This is a genomic window from Bacillus sp. SKDU12 (assembly GCF_010093085.1).
In the GTDB taxonomy this organism is placed as follows: Bacteria; Bacillota; Bacilli; order Bacillales; family Bacillaceae; genus Bacillus; species Bacillus mexicanus.
Genome location: NZ_MSRC01000007.1, coordinates 297,689 through 318,541, shown reverse-complemented (window position 1 = coordinate 318,541; position 20,853 = coordinate 297,689). Strand labels below are relative to the sequence as shown.

Here is a 20,853-nt window from a genome sequence, read left to right as displayed (position 1 = left end):
AAGATTTCCTATTCAATAAAAAGGCTCAACGAAAAAGTTGAGCCGCTTTTTTACTTCTGGCCAGTGAACCATTTTTTCTTCAATTTTTCGAGCTCTCCGTTGTCTTTCATTTCTTTGAGCGCTTTATTGAATTTGTCTGTCAGTTCACTGTCCTTTCTGAAAGCAATCGCTGAACCGGCTTCCTCCGCTTTCGCATCAGGAATCACGAAGCCTTGCAAGTCATCATTTGATTTGAAATACCCTTCCGCTACCATGTCTTCGATAATGGCGGCGTCAAAGCGGTCAGATTTGATTTCCTGCACTAAATCAGAAATTCTGTTGCGGTCTTCTGTCTTAAAGTCATATTCCGGAGAAAGTTCTTTCCCCTTCTCTTCCTGAATAGAGCCAAGCTGAACACCGACTGTTTTTCCTTTCAGGTCTTCCAGAGATGTAATGCCGCTGTCTTTTTTGCTGACAATCATATGGTTCGCTGTGTAGTACACATCGGAAAAGTCAACTTGTTTTTTACGCTCAGGCGTCGGTGTCATACCTGACAGTACGATATCCACCTGTTTTGATTTCAGTGCTGTGATTAAGCTGTTGAAGTCCATATCCTGCACTTCAATTTCGTAGCCCGCCTTCTTCGCAAGCGCTTTTGCCAAATCTACATCAAAGCCGACAATATTGTCGCCTTCTTTATATTCAAACGGTTTGTAATCCGCCGAAGTGCCCATAATTATTTTTTTCTTGCCGTCAGCTGAGCCGGAGTTGCTTGACCCGCAAGCGGATAACGCTAAAGTGATACAGGCAGCTACAAGTAATAAGAGCCATTTTTTCATGATTCATTTCCCCCATATTCATTACTTTTGGTGTATTTGAATATTTATTCGTTAATATGTATTTTAAACAGTTTCTTATTTTTATGCAATACTATTTTTAAAAATTATTTATAAGCTTATTTTCCCAGCAATCTCTTTTTGATATGATGAGATAAAAACAGATTCACTGTATACCCAAATGTATAATATTTTAATATTTATTCATATCTCTTTGGCATTTTATGCACAAAAAACCCGGAGCCGTTTAGGCATCCGGGTGTTGGTCTTATACTTCTTCACAATATTCTTCAAAGGCTTCTTGCAGCTTTGCCACAACAGCCATTGGTTCATGGCCCTCAATTTCGTGGCGTTCCACCATTTTCATGATTTTTCCGTCTTTCAAAATCGCAAAGGACGGAGAAGATGGCGGGTATCCTTCAAAATAGTCGCGCGCTCGCGCTGTCGCTTCTTTATCCTGTCCGGCAAAAACAGTAACGAGCTGATCAGGTCTTTTATCATAGTGAACGGAATGGTATGCAGCAGGTCTTGCAATTCCGCCTGCGCATCCGCAAACAGAGTTTACCATAACCAATGTCGTTCCCTTCTTCGTAAGTGCCGCATCTACCTCATCAGCGGTTTTCAGCTCAGTATATCCGGCAGCAGCAATTTCTTGTCTCGCTTGGCGGACAATATCATTCATAAATAAATTAAAGTCCATGTTCAATGAAGACCTCTCCTTTTTCATCATCTGTTCTTATGATAGCAAGGAAACGTCCGGATCGGCAAATAACATTGCTTGGCCTTACACTTTTTTGGCCTTCGTTTACAGCTTACAGAAAAAGGGGATAGTATAACCAGATGTAAAAAAAGGAGCCGTTTTGTATGAGCCAAAGGAAAACATTATTAATCCATAACGGAAATGCCGGAAACAAAAATATAGAAAAGGCACTGGGTGCTGTAGTGCCGGTTTTATCACAATCTTTTGATGAGGTCATCATTAGACAAACAAAGAAAAAGGATGATGCGTATTATTTTTGCCAATCCATTGATGATTCTGTTGATACCGTCTTTATTCTTGGCGGCGACGGCACAGTTCACCAATGCATAAACGCCATCAGTGTTTTAGAACGAAAACCCGCGGTCGGAATTTTGCCCGGCGGCACATGCAATGACTTTTCAAGAATGCTGGGCATCCCTCAAAATCTCGCAAAGGCTGCGGAAGCACTCGTATCAGGAAAAAAAACAAGTGTAGATGTATGTCAAATGAACGATCGTTATTTTTTAAACTTTTGGGGGATCGGCCTGATTACAGAAACATCGAATCAAATTAACGAAGCGGAAAAAGCTTTATTAGGAAAAATCAGTTATTTTACAAGTGCATTGCGGACCGTCTCATCTGCTGAATCGTTTTCGATGACCTTAAAAATTGATGGGGAAGAAAGAAAAGAAGAAGCTGTTATGCTGCTTGTCATGAATGGACAATACATTGGAACGAATCGAATCCACCTGCCGGATGCTAGTATAAAAGACGGCTTACTCGATGTCCTCATTTGCCGCAGCACCAACCTTTCTGCATTACGGGAGCTCATAAGCTTGGAACAGGACACAGCTGATCGCTTCACCGGAGAGCTGTCCTATATTCAGGCCTCCCGTATCGAAATTGAAACAGACACTGTAAAAAAAGTGGATACAGATGGAGAAGTCTATACTCAAACGCCTGCGGTGATTCAAGTACTGCCGGGACATATTGATATGCTGGTCCCACGTGGCGAATAAGGATCGAATACTGTTAGAAAGATGTTGTAAATCCGTTGACTCTCCCCTAAGAGGAGACTTTACAGTATAAAAGATACACTTTCGAAAAAAGGGGAAGTCACATGGAGAAACAAAATATGACCCTGACAATACTATTAATCAATTTATTTATTGCGTTTTTGGGGATCGGACTTGTCATCCCGGTCACACCTACCATTATGAATGAATTGCATTTATCAGGTACCGCGGTCGGTTATATGGTGGCCTGCTTCGCTGTTACACAGCTCATCATTTCACCAATAGGCGGGAGATGGGTCGACCGTTTCGGACGTAAAATCATGATCGTAATCGGTCTGTTGTTCTTTAGTGTTTCAGAGTTCTTATTCGCCATCGGGAACACAGTTGAAGTTTTATTTATTTCCCGTATGCTTGGGGGAGTCAGCGCTGCTTTTATTATGCCTGGGGTCACGGCTTTTATCGCGGATATCACAACCATTAAAACGCGGCCGAAAGCGCTCGGTTATATGTCAGCCGCTATTTCAACAGGCTTTATTATCGGTCCGGGCATCGGAGGGTTTTTAGCTGAGATCTATTCCCGCCTGCCTTTTTTCTTTGCGGCGGCTTTTGCCTTGCTGGCATCCATTTTATCAATGCTTTTGCTCCGCGAACCGGAACGAAACCCTGAGAATCAAGAATTACAGGGCCAAAAGAAAGGCTTTAAACGGATTTTTGCACCTATGTATTTCATCGCCTTTCTTATTATCCTGATTTCATCTTTTGGTTTAGCGTCATTTGAATCGTTATTTGCGTTATTCGTTGATCATAAATACGGATTTACAGCCAGTGACATTGCCATTATGGTAACAGGCGGAGCGATTGTTGGCGCCATCGCGCAGGTCGTCTTATTCGACCGCTTTACAAGATGGTTTGGTGAAATCCATCTCATTCGGTATAGCTTAATTCTCTCGACGAGTCTTGTATTTTTAATGACAATCGTACATTCTTACATTGCGATTCTATTTGTTACAGTCACCGTATTTGTCGGATTTGATCTCATGCGGCCGGCGATAACGACTTATCTGTCAAAGATGGCGGGAAATGAACAGGGATTTGCCGGCGGAATGAATTCAATGTTTACAAGTATCGGCAATGTCTTCGGTCCTATTATCGGCGGAATGCTGTTTGATGTCGATGTAAACTACCCATTCTACTTTGCAACGGCTGCCTTAGCCGTAGGCATTGCGCTGACTATAGCGTGGAAAGCGCCTGCACATCTCAAAACCAGCACATAAATAAGAAGCGTGTTCTTTGTATACTGCAAAGAATGCGCTTTTTATTTATACTGATCATAGAAGGAGTGATGACATGGAGGAATCGTATTACACCATTGGAGACGTTTCAAAACTGGCAAACGTGTCGATTAAAGCGCTCCGCTACTATGATAAAATTGATTTATTTAAACCTGCCTACGTCGACCCGGATACCAGCTACCGCTATTATTCAGATTCTCAGCTTATTCATCTGGATTTGATCAAATCATTAAAATATATCGGCACACCTTTAGAAGAGATGAAAAAGGCACAGGACTTAGAGACGGAAGAACTGTTTGCTTTTTATACAGAGCAGGAGAAGCAAATCAGGGAGAAATTAGATTTTTTATCAACATTGAAAAAAACCATTTCACTGGTGAAAAAGCGGATGAAACGTCAGATGGAGTACCCCGCGAACGGTGAGGTGTATATTTTAGATGAAGAAGAAACCCGAATCATTCAGACAGAGGCTGGCGGGGTCGGACCTGAAAACGTGCTCAACGCCTCCTACAGCAAACTAAAACAATTTATCGAATCAACAGATGGATTTACGAATAATAGCTACGGTGCTACTTTCTCATTTCAGCCATATACCAGCATTGATGAAATGACATACCGTCATATCTTTACGCCTGTATTGACAAACAAACAAATTTCTTCCATTACGCCAGATATGGAAATCACCACGATTCCTAAAGGAAGGTATGTTTGTATCGCGTATCATTTTTCACCAGAGCATTATTTTCTCAACTTACAGAAGCTTATCAAGTATATTATAGACCGCCAATTAACTGTGATCAGTGATGTTTACGAATTAATTATACCGATCCATTACTCACCCAAAAAACAAGATGAATATCGAGTCGAAATGAAAATCCGAATCGCTGAATCAGACGCATAAAAAAAGAGCATTCTTTGAAATTATGTTTCAAAAAATGCTCTTTTGCTTATTAGTAAACAGATGTTTTCTCATCAATCGATTCTAAAATTTGTTTCACGCGACCGAGGAATCTCCCGCACACAAGGCCGTCAAGCACGCGATGATCCAAGGACAAGCACAGATTGACCATATCTCTGACAGCAATCATGCCATGATCCATGACAACCGGGCGTTTGACAATGGATTCCACTTGAAGAATCGCAGCCTGAGGATAATTGATGATGCCCATCGACTGAACAGATCCAAACGAACCAGTATTGTTGACGGTAAATGTTCCTCCCTGCATGTCATCTGCTGAGAGTTTTCCATCTCTTGCTTTTTTGGCAAGCTCAGTAATTTCTCTCGCAATGCCTTTAATTGTTTTTTCATCCGCGTTTTTAATCACCGGAACAAATAAAGAATCCTCTGTCGCAACGGCGATTGAAAGATTGATATCTTTTTTCTGAATGATGTTGTCGCCCGCCCACATGCTATTCATTTGCGGAAATTCTTTTAACGCCTGAGCGACAGCTTTTACGAAAAAGGCGAAAAACGTGACATTAAAGCCTTCTGTCTTCTTGAAGGAATCTTTAATGCTGTTGCGGTATGCCACCATATTTGTGACGTCTACTTCCATCATCGTCCAAGCATGCGGAATTTCCGTTTTGCTGCGTTTCATATTGGAAGCAATTGCTTTTCTTACGGCTGTAACAGGGATTTTTTTATCTCCGGCAGCAGATGCAGGATATGAAATCTCTTCTTTCCGCTCCGGCTTTGGTGCTGACTCTGATTCAATCGCTTCTGTTTTCAGCTCCTCAGGCCGCTCTTGCATGCCGCCGGTTTCAATGATGCGCTGAATATCTTTTCGCGTAATGCGGCCGCCGGCACCTGTTCCTGTCACTTGGTCCAGATCAATATCGTGTTCACCCGCCAAACGAAGTACAGCTGGCGAGTAGCGCTTTTTATTCGGTTGACTGGCAGCTTCGGCGCTGCTTTCTGCCGCAGGTGTCTCAGCTTCTGATGATGATCTCGGCTGCTCTTGTTTTTGTTCAGCCGGATTCGCGCCTTCTATTTCAATTTTGCAAATGATTTCCCCTACTTGCAGTGTCTGTCCTTCTTCCCCCACAAGCTCTGTTATCGTTCCGGTAAAAGAAGACGGTACCTCTGCGTTCACTTTATCTGTCATGACTTCCGCGATTGGATCATATTTGTTCACTTTATCACCGGGGGCAACAAGCCATTTACTAATTGTCCCCTCTGTCACGCTTTCTCCAAGCTGCGGCATGGTCATTTGTTCTATTGGCATGATCGTATCCTCCTTACGTCTTTAAAACTCCGCTAATTCTCTCATCGCCGCTTCCACTTTATCAGGGTTGACCATAAAGTATTTTTCCATTGTCGGCGCATAAGACATAGCCGGAATATCAGGACCTGCAAGCCGTTTAATCGGCGCGTCTAAATCGAACAGACAATGCTCGGATATAATAGCGGCTACCTCGCTCATGATGCTTCCTTCTTTTGTATCCTCTGTGACTAAAAGGACCTTACCGGTTTTGGACGCGGCTTCGATGATTGCTTCTTTATCGAGCGGATAAACCGTTCTTAAATCCACTATATGTACAGAGATGCCATCTTTTTCGAGACGCTCTGCAGCCTGTAATGCGAAGTGGACACATAAGCCGTATGTGATCACTGTGATATCTTCGCCTTCCCGCTTTACATCAGCCTTGCCGATCGGCAGAACATAATCATCAGCCGGGACCTCTCCTTTTATCAGACGGTACGCGCGCTTGTGCTCAAAAAACAGCACCGGATCTTCATCACGAACTGCGGCCTTTAAGAGCCCTTTCGCTTCATATGGCGTTGAAGGCATCACAATTTTCAGTCCGGGCTGATTAGCAAAAATCGCTTCGACTGACTGAGAATGATAAAGGGCTCCATGTACGCCTCCGCCATATGGCGCTCTAACGACAATCGGACAGCTCCAGTCATTGTTGCTGCGGTAGCGAATTTTAGCAGCCTCGGAAATAATCTGGTTGACCGCCGGCATAATAAAATCAGCAAACTGCATTTCGGCAATCGGCCTCATACCATACATAGCAGCTCCGATACCGACTCCGGCGATCGCTGATTCAGCAAGCGGCGTATCCAACACTCGCTCTTCTCCGAATTGTTCGTATAGTCCGGCTGTGGCTTTAAATACACCGCCTTTTCTTCCTACATCTTCCCCAAGGACGAAAACGCGAGGGTCACGTTCCATTTCTTCTTTCATCGCCAAATTGATTGCATCAATATATGACATTACTGACATTTCTTCTTCCTCCCTACTTCGCATACACATAATCAAGCGCTGACTCAGGAGCTGCATAAGGGGCGTTCTCCGCTTCATCCGTCGCTTCATTTACGATTGCCATGATTTCATCCAGCATGGTTTGTTCCGTCTCATCAGACAGCAGGCCTATTTCTTTTAAGTACGCTTGATAAGTAAGCAGGGGATCGCTTTTTTTGGCCTCCTCTACTTCTTCACGGCCTCTGTAGCTGCTGTCATCGTCATCACTGGAATGCGGTGTAAGGCGGTAAGAAATGGTTTCAATTAATGTCGGGCCTTCGCCGCTGCGCGCTCGTTCACGCGCTTCTTTGACCGCTTGATACACTTCCAGCGGGTCATTTCCATTTACGGTTACGCCAGGCATTCCATAGCCTACGGCACGGTCGGAAATGTTCTCACATGCGACTTGCTTATCGTAAGGCACTGAAATTGCGTATTTGTTGTTTTCACACATAAAAATGACCGGCAGCTTATGGACAGCGGCAAAGTTTGCTCCTTCATGGAAATCCCCTTGGTTAGAAGACCCTTCTCCAAATGTGACAAAAGCAGCAATATCCTTCTTCTCCATACGCCCCGCCAGCGCGATGCCGACTGCGTGCGGCACTTGCGTAGTGACCGGAGATGATCCTGTCACGATCCGGTTTTCCTTTTGACCGAAATGTCCCGGCATCTGGCGGCCCCCTGAATTCGGATCTGCTGCTTTAGCAAACCCAGACATCATTAAATCCTTTGCTGTCATGCCAAATGCCAGCACGACACCTAAGTCTCTGTAATACGGAAGTACATAATCCATCTCACGGTCAAGAGCAAAGGCAGCCCCTACCTGCGCTGCTTCCTGTCCTTGACAAGAGATTACGAACGGGATTTTACCTGAGCGGTTTAACAGCCACATTCTCTCATCGATTTTTCTTGCTAACAGCATGGTTTTATACATATCAACGGCTTCCTGATCAGTCAGCCCTAGTGCTTGATGTCGGTTTGTACTCATTCAAGCCCCTCCTTTATGCTTTTAAAAATGAATGGCTTTGCCGTCTGCGGCGAGCGCTGCTTCTCCAATCGCTTCTGAAAGCGTTGGGTGCGGATGAATCGTTTGCCCGATCTCCCACGGTGTCGCGTCCAACACTTTGGCAAGGCCTGCTTCTGAAATCATGTCGGTGACATGCGGGCCGATCATATGCACGCCAAGGATATCATCGGTATCACGATCAGCCACGATTTTTACAAACCCGTCGCTTTCTCCGTATACAAGCGCTTTTCCAATGGCCATAAACGGGAACTTGCCGATTTTGACATTATGGCCTTTCTCCTTTGCCTCATCTTCTGTTAAGCCGACACTGGCAGCTTCAGGGCTTGAGTAGATGCACTTCGGTACAAGCGCTGGATCAAGAGGATGCGGATTGAGGCCTGCAAAGTGCTCAACGGCCATGATTCCTTCATGTGAGGCAACGTGGGCTAACTGAAGACCCCCGATTACATCTCCGATTGCATAAATATGAGATTCCTTCGTTTGGCAGCTTTCATTGACTGAAATAACACCGTTTTCAGTAACAATATCGGTGTTTTCGATGCCGATTCCTTCGATATTTGCCTGTCGCCCGATGGAAACGAGCATTTTTTCAGCAGAGAAAGTAATGGTTTCTCCGTCTTTTTCCGCTAGTATGCTGATGTCCTCTGACGTTTTTGTGACTGAGTCAGGCAGCACTTTTGCCCCTGTAACGAACTGGATGCCTTTTTTCGTCAGAAGACTTTCCATTTCTTTAGAAATGTCCTGATCCTCAGTTGGTAAGATGCGGTTCGCATATTCAATAACCGTTACCTTCACGCCAAAATCATGAAGCATAGACGCCCATTCGATACCGATAACGCCTCCGCCGACAATGATGATCGATTTTGGCAGCTTTTCCATTTGAAGAGCCTCATCTGAAGTCAATACATGTTTGCCGTCCGCTTCAAGACCCGGAAGCATTTTTGGCCTTGACCCTGTTGCAATGATGACTTGTTTCGGGATCAGCATGTCATTTTCTTCGCCATTTCCCCGCTCCACAGAAATTGTCCCCGGCAGCGGAGAGAAGATAGATGGCCCGAGTATACGGCCATAGCCGGAATACACGTCGATTTTTCCTTTTTTCATTAAATGACTCACACCGGCCGCAAGCTTATCAACAACGGCTTGCTTACGCTGCTGCACTTTTTCAAAGTTGAGGGATACACCAGCCGTTTCCACTCCGAATTGACCGGCTTCACGAGCTATCCGGTATACCTCTGCGCTTCTAAGCAGCGCTTTACTCGGAATACAGCCTTTATGCAGACATGTTCCTCCGAGATTTTCCTTTTCTACAACGGCTGTTTTTAAGCCGAGCTGAGCGGCTCTGATGGCCGCAACATAACCGCCGGTACCGCCGCCCAGAATGACTACATCATACTCAGTTGCCATGGTGACTCACTCCTCGTCTGTCTATTCAATACGATATTGTTTAGATTGCTCTTCGCCCAGCAATACCCTGAGTGCTCCTTGAGCCAGAGACTGCAATTCATTTTCTCCCGGATAGACGAAAACATCTGAAATCCAATCTATGTATGATCTGATATTGGAAACAAAGCTTTTGCCATACGCAAGTCCTCCCGTCAGCACAATCGCTTCCACTTCACCTTTTAAAACAGCACTGGCTGCTCCGATTTCCTTTGCTACTTGATATGCCATGGCATCAAATATGAAACGGGCTTTTTCATCGCCCCCCTGAATCATTTGTGCCACTTTTTCTGCGTCATTCGTACCGAGATAACCGAAAAGCCCGCCTGTGCCCACCAATTTTTTCACCATTTCTTCTCTTTCATACTGTCCTGAAAAACATAAATCGACGAGGTCTCCTGCAGGCACTGTTCCTGCACGCTCAGGACTGAATGGCCCTTCTCCGTGAAGTCCGTTATTCACATCGACCACCCGCCCGCGGTCATGGATGCCAATCGTAATGCCGCCGCCCATATGGGTCACAATCATTTTCGTATTCTCGTATCGTTTGCCGAGAGAGGCTGCCGCCTTACGGGCGACAGCTTTTTGGTTTAACGCATGGAAAATGCTTTTCCGTTCAATCTCAGGCATACCTGAGATTTTTGCGAGCTCTGACATTTCATCTACGACGACAGGATCGACGATATATGAAGGGATATTCAGGCCGTCAGCGATCTCCCGCGCGATAATGCCGCCGAGGTTAGAAGCATGCTGGCCGGCATAGCCGCTTTTCAAGTCCTCAATCATCTCATCGTTCACTTCGTAAGTTCCGCCTTCAATCGGCCGGATAAGGCCGCCTCTGGCACAGACTGCATCAAACTTTGAGATATTGATTCCCTGTTCATGAAGCGTTTCGAGAATATGGTATTTTCGAAATTCATACTGATCAATAATATGGTCAAATTGCTGCAGCTCTTCAATGTCGTGTCTCAATGTTTTTTCAAAAATGCTCCGTTCGTTATGAAAAACACCGATTTTCGTTGAAGTTGAGCCTGGATTAATTGTGAGAACGCGCTTTTCGTCATATAGCACTTCCATAACCTCCAGTTCAATTTCTTAGCGTCTGCTTAATACACTGTGGCCGTTTTGCAAAAACTGGCTTCTTGAGCGGCGCATGCGTTCAATCCGTTCCTCTGCCAAGCGGTCAGCCGCTAAATATGTCGGAATGCTGTCACGCTGAGAAATATCAAGCACACGCTCAATATTGCTGTAAATGCCTTCGACTTTCTTCAATGCACGTTCTGCATTATAACCATTCAGCTCATCTGCCACGTTGATGACGCCGCCTGCGTTAATGACATAATCCGGCGCGTAAACGATGCCCATTTCGTGAATTTGATCGCCATGACGTGTTTCTTTTAATTGGTTATTAGCCGCACCCGCAATGACTTTAGCCTTCAGCTGGTTTATGGTGTCGTCGTTGATTGTTGCACCAAGGGCACATGGCGCATATATATCGCAGTCTTGCGAATAGATCTCTTCCGGATCAACCGCACGGGCGCCAAAATCTTCAACTGCACGCTGTACTGATTGTTTGTTGATATCCGTAACGATTAAGTTTGCTCCTTCTTCATGCAGATGGCGGCATAGATTATAGGCAACGTTCCCTACACCCTGTACAGCGATGGTTTTCCCTTCAAGAGAATCGGTTCCGAATGCAGCTTTTGCAGCTGCTTTCATTCCTCTGTACACCCCGTATGCTGTAACCGGGGACGGATTTCCAGAAGAACCGAAAGCGGGGGAAATTCCTGTGACATAGTCTGTTTCATCATGAATGATATCCATATCCTCAACCGTTGTACCCACATCTTCAGCTGTAATGTATCTGCCGTTCAGCCCTTGAATATAGCGGCCGAACGCGCGGAACAGTTCTTCATTTTTGTCTTTGCGCGGATCACCGATAATAACTGTTTTTCCGCCGCCAAGGTTTAAGCCTGCTGCCGCGTTTTTATAGGTCATGCCTTTAGCCAGTCTGAGCGCATCTTCAATCGCCGCTTCTTCATTTTCATATGTCCACATTCTTGTTCCGCCAAGCGCCGGGCCGAGCGTTGTATCATGAATGGCGATGATCGCTTTTAAGCCTGATTGTTCATCTTGGCAGAATACCAATTGTTCGTAATCGTATTTCTCCATATATTTAAAAAGTTCCATGTTCGTTCCTCCTAATATGTGTATTTTTCAGATGCGCAGATCGCCAGCGCAATAGAATACAGTTTATTTTCAGCGGAGTCCGCTCTGCTCGTTAAGGCAATCGGCGCTTTAGCTCCTGTAATGACAGCCGCCACGCTGGCCTTCGCAAAATAAATCAGTGATTTATATAAAATATTGCCAGCCTCAATTGTTGGGACGAGAAGAATATCTGCACTGCCCGCTACGTCTCCTGACATCTTTTTCTGGGCTGCAGCAATTTGTGATACTGCATTATCCAAAGCAAGCGGGCCATCAACAATACAGCCTTTGATTTGGCCTCTTTTATACATTTGGGCAAGAGCAGCTGCATTTACTGTCGCTTCCATTTTCGGATTCACCGTTTCGATCGCTGCCAGAGCAGCTGCTTTTGGCATATTGTTCCCTACAGCATGGGCGACATGAACAGCATTTTGCAAAATCTGCCGAAGCTCTTCCAGCGAGGGGGCGATATTCATTGCCGAATCTGTCACAAACATCAATCTGTCAAAGTCCGGTATATCGAACACCGCCACGTGGGAAAGGATACTGGATGACCGAAGTCCCTCTTGTCTGTTTAACACCGCTTTTAGCAAAACAGAAGTCGGCACATTCCCTTTCATTAAAACGTCCGCTGTTTTGTGATGTACAGCACGAACCGCTAGTGTTGCCGATTCCTCTGGTGTATCAGCATGAATGATCTCTACTTGATGCCCTTGCATAGATGATGTCAGATTGTTCAGCCTTTCACTGTCGCCGGTTAACAAAAAACGGGCTGATAGGTGCTCGGATGCCAGCTTTACAGCCCGGATCACTTCCTCATCCTCAGCATGGGCAACCGCAATGGTCTTGTTTTTGTACATCGACGCTTTACCGATCATATTTTTCAGCTTCATCTTTTACCACCTTTCTTGTTTCGACTCCGCTTTTTATTATGCAAGTTCCATGCCAGCTCCTCGTCATGCTGTTATAACGGGTTGATTGAGAAAGTCGTGCAGAGGTATGCGCTCATTCTGCAATTTATTGCATGCCTTCATTTGCAAGGCCGTATTTATCCATTTTGTAATATAAGTTTCGAATGCTGACACCCAGGGCTTTTGCCGTTTTTGTCCGGTTAAAATGATGCTGTTCGAGCGTTTTCTGGATCAAATGCGCTTCGAATTTTTCTACTGCGACAGACAGCTTTTCTCCTTCAATAGCCGGGAAATCAAATCCGGGCCTTTGCTCTGCGGCAGTTTCTTTTTGTTCAACTTCGAATACAGGCAGGTGATCTTTTTCTACCCATTCCGTATGCGGATTCAGAAAAATCATGGCTCGTCCAAGAACATTTTCCAGCTCACGGACATTCCCAGGCCAATGATAAGCAGATAAGGCACGCAAGGCTTGCGGCGAGAGTCCCTTTACGTTTCTGCCGTAATCCAGGTTAATCTTTTGGATAAGCCTGATGCTCAGCGCTTCAATGTCTTCCAGCCGCTGCCGCAAAGGCGGGATGGAGATCGGATAACGGTTGATACGATAATACAGGTCTTCGCGGAACGTTCCATCCGCCATCGCCTTTTCGATATTTACATTTGTCGCCGCGATCACTCTGACATTGACAGGGACCGCTTTCGAACCGCCCACTCTGACAATTTCCTTTTCTTGAAGAACGCGGAGCAATTTTGCCTGCATATTGTGTGTCAGTTCTCCGATTTCATCTAAGAAAATACTGCCGTTATTGGCTTCTTCGAACAAGCCCTTTTTACCGCCGCGCTTCGCTCCTGAAAACGCACCATCCTCATAGCCGAACAATTCCGATTCCAGCAGATTTTCAGAAAGGGCTGCACAATTCACGCGTATAAACTTATTGTATTTCCGATCGCTTTCGTTATGGATGGCATGGGCGAACAGCTCTTTTCCTGTTCCTGATTCACCGCGCAGCAAAATCGTTGCCGGTGTTTTCGCCCCGAGCTTTGCCTGCTCAAGCGCCACCAGCATTTGCTCGCTTTTGCCGATAATGTCATCGAAAGTGTATTTCGCTTCAAGTGTGCGAATGATTTGTCTGGCGCGATTTAGCTCCACGGTCAGCATTTTAATTTCGGACACGTCGTGAATCACACCGACGCTGCCTTTTAAAATCCCGTCTACGATCACCGGCGCTACTTTGACGATAACCTCTTTTTCATTCGGGCCTACCTTCATTCTGACACCGCGGACTGGGCGTCTTGTTTCAAGCACCTTTAAATGCATGCTTTCACCTTCGGTTATATCAGCGTTTGCGGGCTTGCCGATGACTTCTTTTTCAGAAAGACCTGTCATTTTCGTATACGCTTTATTGATCAAGAGACCTGTGCCGTTTTCATCAACGACAGAAATCGCCTCATCTGAGGATTGAATAATCGCCTCCAGCATTGTACGCACCTGTTTGAGATTCGTCACTTCCTCCGCCAGTTCAACGGCATCCGTAATATCCTTGAATACACAGAGGGCACCAAGCAAACGGCCGCTTTCATCTATGATCGGCAGTCTGGTTGTCACGATTTGATTCTCGCCCAAAAGCTGCTTTTGGTTGTATTCAGGCTCTCTCGTTTTTAAAATTCGCGGCAGCTTTGTGCTCGGAATGACTTCTTTTATCGGACGTCCGATGACTTCCTCGCGTTTTTTCCCGACCAATTTTTCGGCCATAGAATTAAAGAGAATGATTTCTTCATTGATATCAATAAAGATCATCCCGTCATGGGCAGAATTGAAAATTCGGTCATGTTTATATGTTTGCTCTTTCAGTATTTGAATCAGGTGCTGCTTTTCTTCCATCAGCTGAAAAACGATGTACGCCATTTTCCCTGGCATAACAATAGTCTCTTCATGCTTTTTTTGAAGGAGTTCGTCAAACACAGCTTGATCGCCGGTCGTATGGATGATGATATCCGGTTTTTGTTGTATGTAAGGTTTCCAATCAGACGAAACGGCAATCCCATACTGTTTTGCTTCTTCTAATCCCGGCGCCTTGGGGTCTTTGTCAACAATGGCAATGATCTCTATGATGGCTGTTTTGATTAGAATATGTAATAACGCCGTTCCCCTTTTGCCGGCACCTACCATCAGTACCTTTTGCATCCCGCTACCCCTTTTTATGAAAAAATTTGCACACCTAATTATTCCGTTGCAATAATTTGCACAACCCTATGTTACCACGTTTTCTTCTCTTGACAAAATATTTTTTCCACTGGACAATAAAGGAAATGAAAAGATAAAGGGGTTTTCTGATGATGAGCCGACTATTTGCGCTTTTGATATTAGTCATCCCCGGGGCCATTTCTGCTATAGGCATTAAGCTGATGAGAGATACGCTTTTCGGCCATACAATAAAGCCATTTGCAGCTCTTTGGCTCCAAGGTTTGTCAGGATTTATCTTTTTTACGTTCGGCCTTTATGTACTGGCCGGGTTCGTTTTATTCAGAGACAGAAAACGCAACCAAGTCAGCCAGCGATTCAGAAAACGATAGCCGCAAAAAAGCCGGAGAATACTCCGGCTTTTTTACCTATTCGTCTGGCAAAACGCTCTTAGCGATCGTGTTATCTAACGCTTCATAGTCATGATAAGAAATTGTATCGTACAGTTCTTTTCGTGTCTGCATATCTTGCAGCCCTTCTTTTTGTGAGCCGCGTCCCTTTATCAAAGCAAACATCCGTTCATAAGCTTTTGCCGCCGCCCGAAGAGATGTGACAGGATAAATTACCATGTGAAATCCCATATCTTCGAATTCATCAGCACGATAATACGGCGTTTTCCCAAACTCGGTCATATTTGCAAGGAGAGGAACAGAGATGCGCTCAGCAAACTGACGGAATTCATTCTCCGTCTGAAGCGCTTCGGGGAAAATCGCATCTGCTCCAGCCTCAATATAAGCCTCAGACCGTTTTATTGCGGCATTAAGCCCTTCCTGTGCCCTGGCGTCTGTACGGGCGACGACAACAAGAGAGGGTGCCGCTTGTTTGATCGCTTTTATTTTTTGCGCCATTTCCTTTATCGAAACAAGTTGTTTTCCATTTAAATGTCCGCATTTTTTCGGAAGCTGCTGATCTTCTATTTGAACGGCGGCCACTCTTGCTTCCAGCATCTCACGGGCGGTTCGGGCGGCGTTTAACACACCGCCAAACCCGGTATCGATATCAACAAGCAGAGGCAGGTCAGCTCCACGCACTAGATCTTTGGCCCGGCCAGCCATCTCTGACGACGTGATGATCCCTAAATCAGGAAGCCCTCTGCTGGCTGTATATGCCGCACCAGACAAATAAACAGCAGAAAAACCAGCCTCTTTTGCGAGCAAGGCTGCCATTCCGTCATGAGCCCCGGGAATTTGCAAAATGCCCGGAGCTGACATCAGCTTGCGAAAACACCCGGCAAGCTCCTCTTGTGACGATTGCTTATTGACGATCCAAGACATGACATCAATCCTCCTTTTACATGCAAAACATATCTACAAATTCATTCACACGCATCGTTTGCAATGTCTCATCATTGGTACAAATCTCATAAATGTATTTTTGCTGTTTATCAGAGAAATGGGTTTTGAGATTGGCAGAAAACTTATCCAGCAATTTCGGCACTGCCTCGTCTCTTCGAAAACGATGGCCAAGCGGAAATTCACATTTCACCATTTCCGTGCTTGTTCCGTCTTTAAAATAAACTTGAACAGCATTTGAAATGGAACGCTTGTCGGGTTTCAGGTAATCCTCGGTAAATGTTTTATTTTCAGTCACTTCCATTTTATCCCGAAGCTTATCTATCCTTGGATCAATCGCTGTTTCAGCCTCATAATGCTCCGCCGTGATATCACCAAAAATCAAACCGATTGCTGTGATGTATTGGAGGCAGTGATCACGGTCGGCCGGATTGTGGAGCGGCCCTTTTTTATCAATGATTCGGATAGCGGATTCATGCGTTCTGATAAGAACACGGTCAATCTCATCAATCCGATTCTTTACCTGCGGGTGAAGGATGACCGCGCACTCCGCCGCTGTCTGGGCGTGAAATTCCGCAGGATAAGACACTTTAAATAACACATGTTCCATAACATACGTATCGAGCGGGCGGGCGAGCTTGATCTCTTTCTTATTGAATAAAACGTCTTGGAACCCCCATCCCGGTGCGCTCAATGCTGTCGGATAACCCATTTCCCCCTTTAACGCCAGCAGCGCCAAATGAACACCTCTGCTCGTTGCGTCCCCTGCCGCCCATGATTTACGCGAGCCTGTATTTGGTGAATGGCGGTATGTTCTTAGGGGAGCATTGTCAATCCATGCATTCGAAAGCGCATTTTTTATTTCTTTTCTCCCGCCGCCCAAAAGCTTGGCTGCAACAGCAGCTGTCGCAACTTTGACAAACAGGACATGATCAAGGCCAACCCCATTCAAACTATTTTCTAACGCCAGCACACCTTGAATCTCATGTGCTTTGATCATCATCTCAAGTACGTCACGTATTATTAAGGGCTCTTTTCCTTCAGATAGTCTTACCCTTGATACATAGTCGGCAGCGGCAAGAATCCCTCCCAGATTATCGGACGGATGCCCCCACTCCGCCGCCAGCCACGTATCATTGTAATCGAGCCAGCGGATCATGCAGCCGATATTAAACGCCGCCCTCATCGGATCTAGAACATATGACGTTCCCGGCACTTTGCTCCCATTTGGGACAATCGTTCCCGAAACAATCGGACCGAGCAGCTTTGTGCATTCAGGATACCGGAGCGCCAAAATTCCGCAGCCCAGCGTATCCAGCAATACATACCCCGCTGTTGTAAACGCCTCAGAACTTGTAATCTCTTTCTCAAGCACATAGTCTGTGATTTCTTCTATGACATGATCCGTTTTCAGCATTCTACCAGTTCCTTTCATCATTTAGAATTCGTCCGGATGGCGCGGGCCCTTATAGCTGACACGCGGACGGAAAAGACGGTTATTGGCATGCTGTTCGATTACATGGGCGCATAAACCGGCTGTTCTCGCACTGAAAAAGACGGGCGTATACAATGGAATCGGTATGCCGAGCATCCAATACACCGGTGCAGCGTAGTAATCCAAATTCGGATAAAGCCCTTTTTCCTTCTCCATCAGCCGCTCGCCTGCTTCACACATCTTGAATAACCGATGGTCACCCGTTTTATCGCATAATTGCTTGAGCGCTTCTTTCATTATGAGTGCTCTCGGGTCCATTTTTTTCATATACACCCGGTGGCCGAATCCCATAATTTTTTCTTTTCTGTTCAGTTTTGTTTGCAAAAGCTGTTCAAAATCGGACGTTGTTTTCGCCTCTAAAAGCATATACATCACAGCTTCGTTTGCTCCTCCGTGAAGATCCCCTTTCAGTGAAGCAACAGCTCCTGTTAAAGCGCCGTATAGATCTGAATGGGTAGACGCGATGACCCTTGCCGCAAAGGTTGAATTCGGCATCTCATGCTCACTGTACAGGACGAGTGATCGGTCAAAAATCCGTTCTTCCAGTGAGGATGGTATTTTCCCTGTCATCATGTAAAGAAAATTCGCGCTGTAGGATAGAGTGTGAAGCGGAAAAATCAATTCTTTCTTATTAATGATTCTGTAGCTGGCAGCAGTGAGGGCAGGCATTTTCCCGAGAAGCTGATAGGCGCGTTCTTTGTTCGCAGAAGAAGATCGATCATCTATTTGCCGATCATAGCCTGCAAGTGCTGACAGGCCGGTACGCAGGCTATCCATTGGATGAGTGTGCTCAGGGAGCAGCTCAAGCAGACGTACAATATCAGACGGCAGTTGTGATGTGCTGCTTATTTTTAGCGTTCCCGTTTCACTTTCTTCCGGAAGCCTGCTCTCCAGCAATAAATGGACAAGCTCGAGGTAGCTTTTTGTTTTAGAAAGATCTATTAAATCATGGCCTCGTATTAAAATCTGGCTGGACTGGGTGTCAAGATAAGAAATACATGTTTCTGCCGCAATCACACCGTCCAAACCAGGAGCATAATGCTGTTTCTCCTTCATATCCTCAACCTCCGTTTTGCTTTTTTGTCTATCAGGTGCCGCTAAGCAGATGTTTGGAAATAATCAGTCTTTGAATCTCGTTCGTTCCTTCATAGATTTGCGTCACCTTTGCATCGCGAAGCAGCCGCTCGACTGGATAATCTTTCATATAGCCATACCCTCCGTAAATCTGGACGGCCTCTAACGCTGCCTTTACCGCAGTATCGGAAGTGAATTGCTTAGCCATAGACGCTTCTTTTCCACAGGCCAACCCGCGGTTATGAAGGTCTGCAGCGTGATAGACAAGATGCCTTGCTGCCTCTGCTCTTGTCGCCATGTCAGCCAGCTTAAACGATATGCCTTGATTGGCGGCGATAGACCTCCCAAATTGCATTCTCTGCTTCGCGTAATTTACGGCATGCTCAAGAGCCGCATCTGCAATTCCGAGCGCCTGTGCCGCAATGCCGATGCGGCCGACATTCAAATTCGCCATGGCAATGTGAAACCCATCCCCTTCATTGCCAAGCAAATTTTCTGCAGGCACTTCTGCATGATCAAATATCAGTTCCGTGGTATTAGAGCCATGGAGACCCAGCTTTTTTTCTTTTTTCCCAACTATAAAACCGGGTGTGTTTTTTTCAACGATAAAAGCCGAAATCCCGTTCCTGCCTTGATCTGGAGCTGTTAAAGCAAACGTTATATAGATATTTGCGGCTCCGCCGTTTGTAATGAATATTTTCGACCCATTTAACAGGTACTTGCCGTTTTTTTTGACGGCTGTCGTTCGAAGGCCCCCGGCATCCGAACCTGAGTGAGGCTCCGTTAGGGCAAATGCCCCCAAATGGTCTCCTGAAGCAAGCTTCGGTATATATCTCATCTTTTGTTCTTCATTGCCAAAGTGCAGAATCGGGTTTGTGCCGACTGAGGTATGAACGGACAGAATCACACCGACGGCCGCGCTGATTTTAGAAATCTCATGAATCGCCAAAATATAAGAAACAACATCCGCACCTGCGCCGCCGTATCGTTCTGGGACCGGTATTCCCAGCAGGCCGTGTTTACCCATTTTTTCAATCAGCTGAAACGGGAATTCGTCCGTTTCCTCCATGACTTGCGCAGCTGGAGCAATTTCTTTTCGGGCAAAATCACGCACCATTTTTCGCATCATGACTTGCTCTTGGGTTACATGCAACTCGTCCACCCCCGGATGGAAATGACTTCAGGAAGTTCCCTCCTCATATTGATAAAAACCGCGTCCGCTCTTTTTGCCAAGCCAGCCCGCTTTGACATATTTGCGGAGCAGCGGGCAAGGGCGGTATTTGGGATCGCCAAGGCCGGAATGAAGAACTTCCATAATCGACAGGCACGTATCCAGCCCGATAAAATCTGCTAATGTGAGCGGGCCCATTGGATGATTCATACCCAGCTTCATCACCTCGTCTATTGCCTCGGGCTTTGCCACCCCCTCATATACGCAATAGATGGCTTCATTAATCATCGGAAGAAGCACACGATTGGAAACAAACCCTGGAAAATCATTCACTTCTACTGGCGTTTTTCCCATCTTTTCCGCTAAGCCCATCACATCTGCCGCCGTTTCTTCTGATGTAGCCAAGCCGCGAATCACTTCAACCAGCTTCATCACCGGGACGGGGTTCATAAAATGCATGCCAATGACCCGTTCAGGCCGGTTTGTGACAGCAGCGATTTCTGTAATAGGCAAGGAAGATGTATTGCTGGCCAACATCGTATGAGGCGGGCAAATCCGGTCAATTTTTTTAAATATTTCAGTTTTAGCTGTCATGTTTTCTGAGACAGCTTCAATCACAATGTCCGCAAACTTTGCCTCCTCAAGCGTTCGCGAGAGCGAAATGCGGCTGATCACACCAGCCACTTCCGCTTCGGTCTTTCTTCCTTTCTCAGCATCACGGGTTAATTGTTTCTTCAGCCGCTTTAATCCTGTCTCTGCACCCTCTGGATTCACATCATACATCTGCACATAAAAGCCCGCGCCGGCAGCTGTTTGAGCGATCCCACTCCCCATCTGACCTGCACCAGCTACCATGATTTGTTTGATTTCCATTTAAATCCCC

At 45.7% G+C, this 20,853-nt stretch carries 19 protein-coding genes; 4 read left to right on the top strand and 15 right to left on the bottom strand.

All coding sequences use genetic code 11. The features are described from left to right. Positions 1-50: 50 nt before the first annotated feature. Entirely contained in the window at positions 51-818 is a 768-nt protein-coding gene (artP, locus tag BTW01_RS08130; protein ID WP_162102498.1) for an arginine ABC transporter substrate-binding protein ArtP, read from the bottom strand. Positions 819-1,083: 265 nt separating this feature from the next. Next, on the bottom strand, positions 1,084-1,521 hold the full coding sequence (brxB, locus tag BTW01_RS08125) for a bacilliredoxin BrxB (RefSeq protein ID WP_162102497.1): 438 nt from the start codon (positions 1,519-1,521) through the stop codon (positions 1,084-1,086). A 158-nt stretch (positions 1,522-1,679) separates the two neighbouring features. Between brxB and BTW01_RS08120 the strand changes: the two genes are divergently transcribed. The 3 genes from BTW01_RS08120 (at position 1,680) to BTW01_RS08110 (ending at position 4,763) form a co-directional block, all read left to right on the top strand. Further along, the gene (locus tag BTW01_RS08120; RefSeq protein WP_162102496.1) at positions 1,680-2,573 is read left to right on the top strand and encodes a YegS/Rv2252/BmrU family lipid kinase; all 894 of its coding nucleotides are present in this window, start codon (positions 1,680-1,682) and stop codon (positions 2,571-2,573) included. A 101-nt stretch (positions 2,574-2,674) separates the two neighbouring features. Then, entirely contained in the window at positions 2,675-3,844 is a 1,170-nt protein-coding gene (gene bmr / locus BTW01_RS08115; protein WP_162102495.1) for a multidrug efflux MFS transporter Bmr, read from the top strand. A gap of 73 nt (positions 3,845-3,917) precedes the next feature. Then, positions 3,918-4,763 (top strand): MerR family transcriptional regulator, encoded by an 846-nt coding sequence (locus BTW01_RS08110; RefSeq protein WP_162102494.1) that lies wholly within the window; start codon positions 3,918-3,920, stop codon positions 4,761-4,763. Between the two features lie 49 nt (positions 4,764-4,812). Here the strand turns inward: BTW01_RS08110 and BTW01_RS08105 are convergent, their stop codons facing one another. From BTW01_RS08105 to BTW01_RS08070, 8 genes are all read right to left on the bottom strand, one after another. Further along, the gene (locus BTW01_RS08105; protein WP_162102493.1) at positions 4,813-6,087 is read right to left on the bottom strand and encodes a dihydrolipoamide acetyltransferase family protein; all 1,275 of its coding nucleotides are present in this window, start codon (positions 6,085-6,087) and stop codon (positions 4,813-4,815) included. 21 nt (positions 6,088-6,108) lie between these two features. Next, the gene (bfmBAB, locus tag BTW01_RS08100) at positions 6,109-7,092 is read right to left on the bottom strand and encodes a 3-methyl-2-oxobutanoate dehydrogenase subunit beta (protein WP_162102492.1); all 984 of its coding nucleotides are present in this window, start codon (positions 7,090-7,092) and stop codon (positions 6,109-6,111) included. A gap of 13 nt (positions 7,093-7,105) precedes the next feature. Then, on the bottom strand, positions 7,106-8,098 hold the full coding sequence (gene bfmBAA, locus BTW01_RS08095; protein WP_162102491.1) for a 3-methyl-2-oxobutanoate dehydrogenase subunit alpha: 993 nt from the start codon (positions 8,096-8,098) through the stop codon (positions 7,106-7,108). Between the two features lie 21 nt (positions 8,099-8,119). Then, a complete protein-coding gene (gene lpdA / locus BTW01_RS08090) occupies positions 8,120-9,544 on the bottom strand; it encodes a dihydrolipoyl dehydrogenase (protein ID WP_162102490.1) in 1,425 nt (474 codons plus the stop codon). A gap of 21 nt (positions 9,545-9,565) precedes the next feature. Then, complete coding sequence (buk, locus tag BTW01_RS08085; protein ID WP_162102489.1) at positions 9,566-10,657, bottom strand: butyrate kinase; 1,092 nt, start codon at positions 10,655-10,657, stop codon at positions 9,566-9,568. A gap of 18 nt (positions 10,658-10,675) precedes the next feature. Beyond that, a complete protein-coding gene (gene bcd / locus BTW01_RS08080; protein ID WP_162102488.1) occupies positions 10,676-11,770 on the bottom strand; it encodes a branched-chain amino acid dehydrogenase in 1,095 nt (364 codons plus the stop codon). Positions 11,771-11,781: 11 nt separating this feature from the next. After that, positions 11,782-12,681, bottom strand: a complete 900-nt coding sequence (yqiS, locus tag BTW01_RS08075) for a phosphate butyryltransferase (protein WP_162102487.1) — start codon at positions 12,679-12,681, stop codon at positions 11,782-11,784. Positions 12,682-12,805: 124 nt separating this feature from the next. Then, positions 12,806-14,881, bottom strand: a complete 2,076-nt coding sequence (locus tag BTW01_RS08070; RefSeq protein WP_162102486.1) for a sigma-54 interaction domain-containing protein — start codon at positions 14,879-14,881, stop codon at positions 12,806-12,808. Positions 14,882-15,033: 152 nt separating this feature from the next. Between BTW01_RS08070 and BTW01_RS08065 the strand changes: the two genes are divergently transcribed. Then, entirely contained in the window at positions 15,034-15,270 is a 237-nt protein-coding gene (locus BTW01_RS08065; protein ID WP_162102485.1) for a DUF2627 domain-containing protein, read from the top strand. A 36-nt stretch (positions 15,271-15,306) separates the two neighbouring features. On the opposite strand, the gene prpB is transcribed toward BTW01_RS08065, so the two are convergent. Genes prpB through BTW01_RS08040 form a run of 5 tightly spaced genes read right to left on the bottom strand, consistent with a single transcriptional unit; the run spans position 15,307 to position 20,843 of the window. Further along, positions 15,307-16,212 carry a methylisocitrate lyase gene (gene prpB / locus BTW01_RS08060; RefSeq protein WP_162102484.1) on the bottom strand — a complete coding sequence of 302 codons (906 nt, stop codon included), beginning with the start codon at positions 16,210-16,212 and terminating at the stop codon, positions 15,307-15,309. Between the two features lie 16 nt (positions 16,213-16,228). Next, positions 16,229-17,647 (bottom strand): bifunctional 2-methylcitrate dehydratase/aconitate hydratase, encoded by a 1,419-nt coding sequence (locus tag BTW01_RS08055; protein WP_162102483.1) that lies wholly within the window; start codon positions 17,645-17,647, stop codon positions 16,229-16,231. 21 nt (positions 17,648-17,668) lie between these two features. Further along, positions 17,669-18,781 carry a citrate synthase gene (gene mmgD / locus BTW01_RS08050; RefSeq protein WP_162102482.1) on the bottom strand — a complete coding sequence of 371 codons (1,113 nt, stop codon included), beginning with the start codon at positions 18,779-18,781 and terminating at the stop codon, positions 17,669-17,671. 31 nt (positions 18,782-18,812) lie between these two features. After that, on the bottom strand, positions 18,813-19,952 hold the full coding sequence (locus BTW01_RS08045; protein WP_162102481.1) for an acyl-CoA dehydrogenase: 1,140 nt from the start codon (positions 19,950-19,952) through the stop codon (positions 18,813-18,815). A 27-nt stretch (positions 19,953-19,979) separates the two neighbouring features. Next, the gene (locus tag BTW01_RS08040; protein WP_162102480.1) at positions 19,980-20,843 is read right to left on the bottom strand and encodes a 3-hydroxybutyryl-CoA dehydrogenase; all 864 of its coding nucleotides are present in this window, start codon (positions 20,841-20,843) and stop codon (positions 19,980-19,982) included. Positions 20,844-20,853 lie beyond the last annotated feature (10 nt).